This window comes from Microbacterium sp., from assembly GCF_035554235.1.
Classification (GTDB): Bacteria; Actinomycetota; Actinomycetes; order Actinomycetales; family Microbacteriaceae; genus Microbacterium.
This window is the reverse complement of the sequence record NZ_DATMIO010000033.1, coordinates 1-6600: the sequence shown is the minus strand read 5'-3', so window position 1 is coordinate 6600 and position 6600 is coordinate 1. Positions and strand designations below refer to the sequence as shown.

The window sequence follows — 6600 nt, the reverse complement described above, 5'->3', positions numbered from 1 at the left end:
CCCCGTTGAGCGCGGCGTTCAGCGCGGTGAACCGCAGCGCCCGGGCCGAGATGTCGGTCGCGACGACCCGCGCCGCGCTGCGACTGAGATGCAGGGCCAGGATGCCGCAGCCGCAGCCCAGATCGAGGGCCGACGCGACCGGCTCCTCGCCGAGCAGCGCCGCGAGCGTGCGACCCGCGCCTCCCACGCCGAGTACGTGGTCATCGCGCAGGGGCGAGACGCCTGCAAGCTCGTCACGATCGCTCGCGATCCACCACTCGCCGACGCCGAGCCCGTCGGAGAACGCGTGCGGCCGGATCACGGCCGCGGGCTCGACCGTGTCGCCGGTCAGGGTCACGAGTCCCAGCCGCGCCGCGCCCGCAACGCCGACGCCCCCGAGCGCGATGGCGGCGGCATCCACCCCCACCGCATGGCCGAGGAAGAAGAGCGCCGCGAGCGTCGCGAGGGGCGAGGACGGATGCCGCGAGAGCGCCCGCCGGGCCGGCACCGCGTCGCCGCGCTCGAGCGCGTTCGCGGCCACTTCGCCCCACAGCGCACGCAGGTCCGCAGTGCGGTAGTCGGCGTCGGCGAGGTCGCGGGCGAGGGAGGCGGCAAGGGCGCGCTCGCTCTCGGAGAGGTCGTGCATGTGCCCATTCAACCGTCACCCCGTGCGGCGCACGGGTCTCTCGGAGGCACGGACTCTAGACTCGAGGCTGATCGTGCGGCCGTGATCGCACTCGAGTAGAACGCCAGCATGACCGTGACCCTTCCCTCTTCTGGCACGACCTCGCGCCGGTGGCGACACGTGTTCGCGCGTGCCACGGCGGCGGTGGCCGTGATCGTGGCGACCGCCGTGGGCGCTCCCGCGGCCTGGGGCACGCCGGCGACGGCCGCCGAGCGCGCGGTCGTGGCGCCCGACGACGAGGCCGCGCCCGCCGTCGGGGTCGTCCTGGCGCCCGTCGGCCGAGGCATCGTCGCACCGGGCCAGGGCCTCACGGTCTCGGTGACGATCACGAACGAGACCGCGGTGGCGCTCACGCCCGCCGCGGTCACGCTGGCGATCGGGACGCAGCCGCTGTCCGGACGCGCCGCCCTGCGGGAATGGCTCGACACCGGCACCTCCGCGCAGGTGACGGATGTCGCGACCGCGACCGCCGAGGGCACTCCTGCGGGATCGTCCTCCATCTCGGCCCTGATGGTCGCCGGCACCGACCCCGCACTCGCGGGCCGGGCGCCCGGCGTCTACCCGCTGCGCGCCGCCTACGCCGGACCGACCGGCCCCGTCATGTCGGCCAGTGCGATGATCGTGCCCGATCCGGCGGCACCGGCGGCGCCGGTCGGGGTCGTCGTGCCCATCACCGCGACGCCCATCGGGACGGGTGTGCTCACCCTCGACGAGATCGTCGCGCTCACCGCTCCGGATGGTTCGTTGACGGCGCAGCTGGACGCCGTCGAGGGCACCTCCGCGATCCTCGGTGTGGATCCGGCGATCGCGGCGGCCATCCGCGTGCTCGGTTCGTCGGCCCCCGCCGAGGCGACGGAATGGCTCGCCCGCCTCGATGCCCTGCCGAACCCGCGCTTCGCCCTCCAGTTCGGCGACGCCGATGTCTCGGCGCAGCTCGGGGCGGGTCTCGCGGCACCGATGGCGCCCGAGACGCTGCAGTACCTGCTCGATCCGGCCCTGTTCGTGCCCGAGCCGGAGGCGACGCCCACGCCCGGGCCCACCCCGACCGAGACGCCGACGGCCTCGCCCACCGAGCCGGTGCTGCCCGACCTCGAGACGCTGCTCGATATCGGGAGCGCGCGGAGCAATGTGTTCTGGCCGCTGCCCGGCTCCGCGAGCCCCGCGATCGTCGACACGCTCGGCGGTCTCGGCACCGATGCGGTCCCCTCCCTCAGCCTCATCCCCTCGGCCACGACGTCACAAGGCTCCACGGGCGCGACCGTGCCCGCCCACGGCGTCACCGCCGAGGGTGCGGGGGTGCTCGTGTACGACTCCGATATCTCGCAGGCGCTCGGCGAGGCCGCGTCGGTCGAGGACTCCGTCGTGCGCGGCGCCCCGCTGACCGAGGCGACCGCGCTGCTGACGTTCGCCGGCCGGGATGCCGACGGCGCCCCGGTGCTCGTGACACCCGACCGCGGGCAGGACCGCTCGCGGGTGGCCCTGCGCACCGCGATCTCCGCCGTCACCGACACCCCAGGAGTCCAGCTCGCGAGCCTCGCCGCACTTGCCGCGGGCGAAGGCGCGCCGGTGCAGGTCGCGGATGTCGCGCCCGAAGCCGCGCGGGTGGATGCGGCATCCGCCCTCATGGCCGATGAAGGCCTGCTCACCTCGTTCGCCAGCATCCTCGATCAGCCGAGCCTTCTCACCGGCCCCGAACGCACCTCGATCCTCCAGCTGCTGGGCGTCGGCTGGTCGGCGCAGCCGGCCGAGTGGACCGCAGCGCTGGCCGCCCACCGCGAACAGACCGTCGCCACCCTCGGAGCCGTCGGCATCCAGCCGCCCAGCACCATCCAGCTGCTGAGCCCCTAGGCGCCCCTGCCGGTGTGGGTGCGCAACGACCTCCCCTTCCCGGTGAATGTCGTGCTCTTCGCCGAACCCGACTCCGCGATCCTCGTCGTCGAAGGCCAGACCGTCGTCACCGCGCAGCCCGCCAGCAACTCGCGCGTGCAGGTACCGGTGCAGGCCCGCGTGGGCAGCGGCGACGTGACCATCGACCTGCAGCTGCGCAGCCGCACGGGCGTGTCGATCGGCGACACGCAGTCCGCCGACGTGACGGTGCGGGCGGACTGGGAGGCCATCGGGCTGGTCATCCTTGCCATCCTCGTGGCCGGATTCGTCACGCTCGGCGTGGTGCGCACGGTGCTTCGCCGGCGGTCCGCCAAGAGAGCGGATGCCGCGGGCGCCGGCTCGGCCGACGAGACCGGGGCGGATGCCGGGGGCGCCGGTGAGTAACCTCGGCCGGGCGAGCCTCGTGATCGGCGCGGGCACGATGGTCTCGCGCGTGACCGGGGTGCTGCGCAACATCGTGCTCGTCGCCGCGATCGGATCGGTGAGCAGCCGGGCCGGCGACGCCTTCGCCGTGGCGAACCAGCTGCCGAACAACATCTACGCGATCATCTCGACCGGTATCCTGACCGCGGTCATCGTGCCGCAGATCGTGAAGGTCAGCGCCGATCCCGACGGCGGCCGCGCGTTCATCTCCAAGCTGTTCACGCTCGGCACGGTGGTGCTCCTGAGCACGACCGCGCTGGCGATGGTGCTCGCGCCGTTCCTCGTGCAGCTGTACGCCGACCGGTTCGACGCCGACCAGCTGGCGTTGGCCACGGCGTTCGCGTACTGGTGCCTGCCCCAGATCTTCTTCTACGGGCTCTACGCGCTCGTCGGCGAGACGCTCAACGCGCGCCGCGTCTATGGGCCGTTCACGTGGGCTCCGATCGTCAACAACGTCGTCTCGATCGCCGGCTTCCTGCTGTTCATCCTGCTGTTCGGGTCCGACCTCGGCGCCGTCGCCGAATGGACCACCGAGTCGATCGCGTGGCTCGGCGCGACCGCGACCCTCGGCATCATCGTGCAGGCCGGGGTGCTGCTGCTCTTCTGGCGCCGCACCGGAATCGTCATCCGCCCGGACTTCCGCTGGCGCGGCGTCGGGCTGAACCACATCGGCCGCCTCGCGGGGTGGACGTTCCTGATGGTGGTGGCCGGCCAGCTCGCCGGCCTCATGCAGACGCGGATCGTGTCCGCCGCGTCCGGCGAGGGGGCCTCCGTCTTCGCGATGCAGAACGCGTGGCTGATCTTCATGCTCCCCTACTCGATCATCGTGCTCTCGATCGGGACCCCCTACTTCACCCAGCTCAGCGAGCACGCCGTCGCGGGCCGAGACGACGAGGTGCGCGCCGACATCGGGCGCAGCATCCGCATCCTGGGCCTCTTCATCGTGATCGCGACCTTCGCGCTCGCGGTGGCGTCGGTGCCGGCATCCCGGATCTTCACCAACTCCGCCGAGCACGCCGTCGAAGCGGCCACGGTGCTCGTGTGCTTCCTCGTCGGCCTCATCCCGCTCGCCGTGCTGTTCGTCGTGCAGCGCTCGTTCTATGCCTACGGCGACACGCGCACGCCCTTCTTCTTCACGCTGTTCCAGTGCGTCCTCGTCGTGCTCACGGCCCTGATCGCCGCCTGGACGCTTCCCGTAGAGCAGCTGACCGCGGGCGTCGCGCTCGGCCAGTCCATCGCGAGCCTGCTGCAGGCGATCGTCGCCTCGTGGCTGCTGCACCGCCGGCTCGGTGACCTCGGAATGCGGCAGTCGCTCTTCGCCCTCGGCCGCTTCACCCTCGCGGCGATCCCCGCCGGGGCGGCGGGGTGGCTGACGTTCCTGCTCATGGGCGGGGCGGACGGGTGGGCGGTGGCCGACAAGCTCACCGGCGCCGTCGGCACGGTGATCATCGGCGGCGTGAGCCTGCTCGTCTACGCGGCGGTGCTGGCGCTGCTGCGGGCCCCGGAGCTGCAGGTCGCGACCGATCTGGTGCGACGGGTGCTCAAGCGGGGCTGACCTTCCCTGGGAAGCGCCCGCACGGCTGTGACACGGGGGCGCGACGCGGAATGCCTCGCCGTTACCATGTGTTGAGTCACTTGCACTGAGCGAAGTCGAAGTCTTGCACTGAGCCGAGTCGAAGTGTGCGTCAGTTGATCCCAGGAGGTTTCGCGTGCGTCAGGTCATCATCGTCGGTTCGGGTCCGGCCGGATTCACGGCCGCGATCTACGCGGCCCGTGCCAACCTCGAGCCGCTCGTCGTGGCCAGCTCGGTCGAGGTCGGCGGCGAGCTGATGAACACGACCGATGTCGAGAACTTCCCCGGCTTCCCTGAGGGCATCCAAGGCCCCGAGCTCATGCAGAAGATGCAGGACCAGGCCGAGCGCTTCGGTGCGGAGATCCTGTACGACGACGTCGTCGAGCTCGACGTGACGGGTCCCGTCAAGCGCGTGAAGCTCGGCAGCGGAGCCGAGTACGAGGCCTCCAGCCTCATCTACGCGACCGGATCGGCGTATCGCAAGATCGGCCTCGAGGGCGAAGAGCGCCTGTCGGGCCGCGGCGTCTCGTGGTGCGCGACCTGCGACGGCTTCTTCTTCCGCGACCGCGTGATCGCGGTCGTCGGCGGCGGCGACTCCGCGATGGAGGAGGCGACGTTCCTCACGCGCTTCGCGTCGAAGGTGTACGTCATTCACCGCAAAGACACGCTGCGCGCCTCGAAGATCATGCAGGAGCGCGCCTTCGCGAACGAGAAGATCGAGTTCGTCTGGAACACCGAGGTCATCGACATCCTGGGCGAGGAGGCCGTGAACGGCGTCGCCCTGCGCTCCACCGTCGATGGATCGACCCGCGAGCTCGCCCTCGACGGCCTCTTCGTGGCGATCGGCAACGATCCCCGCACGCACCTCGTGCACGGCTCGCTCGACCTGACGCCCGAGGGCACCATCTGGGTCGACGGGCGCTCTTCGCGCACATCGGTGCACGGTGTCTTCGCCGCGGGCGATGTCATCGACCCGACCTACCGCCAGGCGGTCACCGCGGCCGGCAGCGGCACGGTGGCGGCGCTCGACGCCGAGCACTTCCTGGCCGCCCTGGGCGAGGCGGGCGCCCCCGCCGCCGACGTCGACCAGATCGACGGGCTCCCCGAGGCCGACGCGGACGACGCGGCCGCCGCCTGAACCGCCTGAACCGCCTGGGGGAACAATCCCGCTCCCCGACAGGTTCTACGAATCAGTGACTTCCGAAAGAAGGAGAAAGCGCATGACCGCCAAGGCAACCAGCTCGAGCACGTGGGATCAGGACGTCCTGCAGGCCGAGGGGCCGGTGCTCGTCGACTTCTGGGCCGAATGGTGCGGACCGTGCCGCATGGTCTCGCCCGTGCTCGACCAGATCCAGTCGGAGCACCCCGACAAGATCACGGTGCTGAAGCTGAACGTCGACGAGAACCCCGATCTGGCCATGAAGTACCAGATCACCTCGATCCCCGCCATGAAGGTGTTCAGCGGCGGTGAGGTCGAAACGACCATCATCGGCGCGAAGCCCAAGTTCGCGCTCGAGAAGGACCTCGCGGCCTACCTCGGGTAGTCATCTCTCCTTGATGAGCCCCGGTTGTGATCGCTGACAGCCGGGGCTTTTCCGCGCCCCGCGGCGGGTCGAACGTGATCGGCGGCCGGCGGCGGCATCCTGATCTGGAAAATTCTCGGGCAGGATGTCGATATCCGCGGATCTCGTTCGACGTCCATGTTGAAGGGGTCGAACGAACCCCTCAGAAGGAGTTCGAAGATGCGTTACATGCTGATCATGCAGGTCGAGCCGGCGGCCGCGGCGATCGCGGCGGAGACCCTCGACATGGAGCAGGTGGTCGCCGTGATGGGCGCCTACAACGAAGACCTCCAGAAGGCCGGCGTCTTCCTCACCGCGGAAGGGCTGAGCGACGCGAGTGAGGGTTTCCGCGTCGACTTCTCATCCACGCCGCCGGTCGTCACCGACGGACCCTACGCCGAGGCCCGCGAGGTGTTCACGGGATTCTGGATCCTCGAGGTCGCGAGCCGCGAGGAGGCCGAGCACTGGGCGAAGAAGTGCCCCCTCGGCCC

At 70.9% G+C, this 6600-nt stretch carries 5 protein-coding genes and 1 pseudogene; 5 read left to right on the top strand and 1 reads right to left on the bottom strand.

The annotated features are described in order from the left end of the window. Positions 1–625, bottom strand: a 625-nt coding sequence (locus tag VNT50_RS01825; protein WP_325483401.1) for a DUF7059 domain-containing protein, incomplete at its 3' end; no start/stop codon positions are given. A 108-nt stretch (positions 626–733) separates the two neighbouring features. Here VNT50_RS01825 and VNT50_RS01820 point away from each other — a divergent pair. From VNT50_RS01820 to VNT50_RS01800, 5 genes and pseudogenes are all read left to right on the top strand, one after another. Next, a pseudogene (locus tag VNT50_RS01820) lies at positions 734–2935 on the top strand (DUF6049 family protein). Continuing rightward, entirely contained in the window at positions 2928–4529 is a 1602-nt protein-coding gene (gene murJ / locus VNT50_RS01815; protein ID WP_325483400.1) for a murein biosynthesis integral membrane protein MurJ, read from the top strand. Before VNT50_RS01820 ends, murJ begins: the two are co-directional and overlap by 8 nt. 154 nt (positions 4530–4683) lie before the next feature. After that, entirely contained in the window at positions 4684–5685 is a 1002-nt protein-coding gene (trxB, locus tag VNT50_RS01810) for a thioredoxin-disulfide reductase (protein WP_325483399.1), read from the top strand. 55 nt (positions 5686–5740) lie between these two features. Then, positions 5741–6091: a thioredoxin gene (gene trxA, locus VNT50_RS01805; protein ID WP_325483398.1), complete on the top strand. Its 351-nt coding sequence runs from the start codon at positions 5741–5743 to the stop codon at positions 6089–6091. A gap of 198 nt (positions 6092–6289) precedes the next feature. Continuing rightward, positions 6290–6600, top strand: a 311-nt coding sequence (locus VNT50_RS01800; RefSeq protein ID WP_325483397.1) for a YciI family protein, incomplete at its 3' end; no start/stop codon positions are given.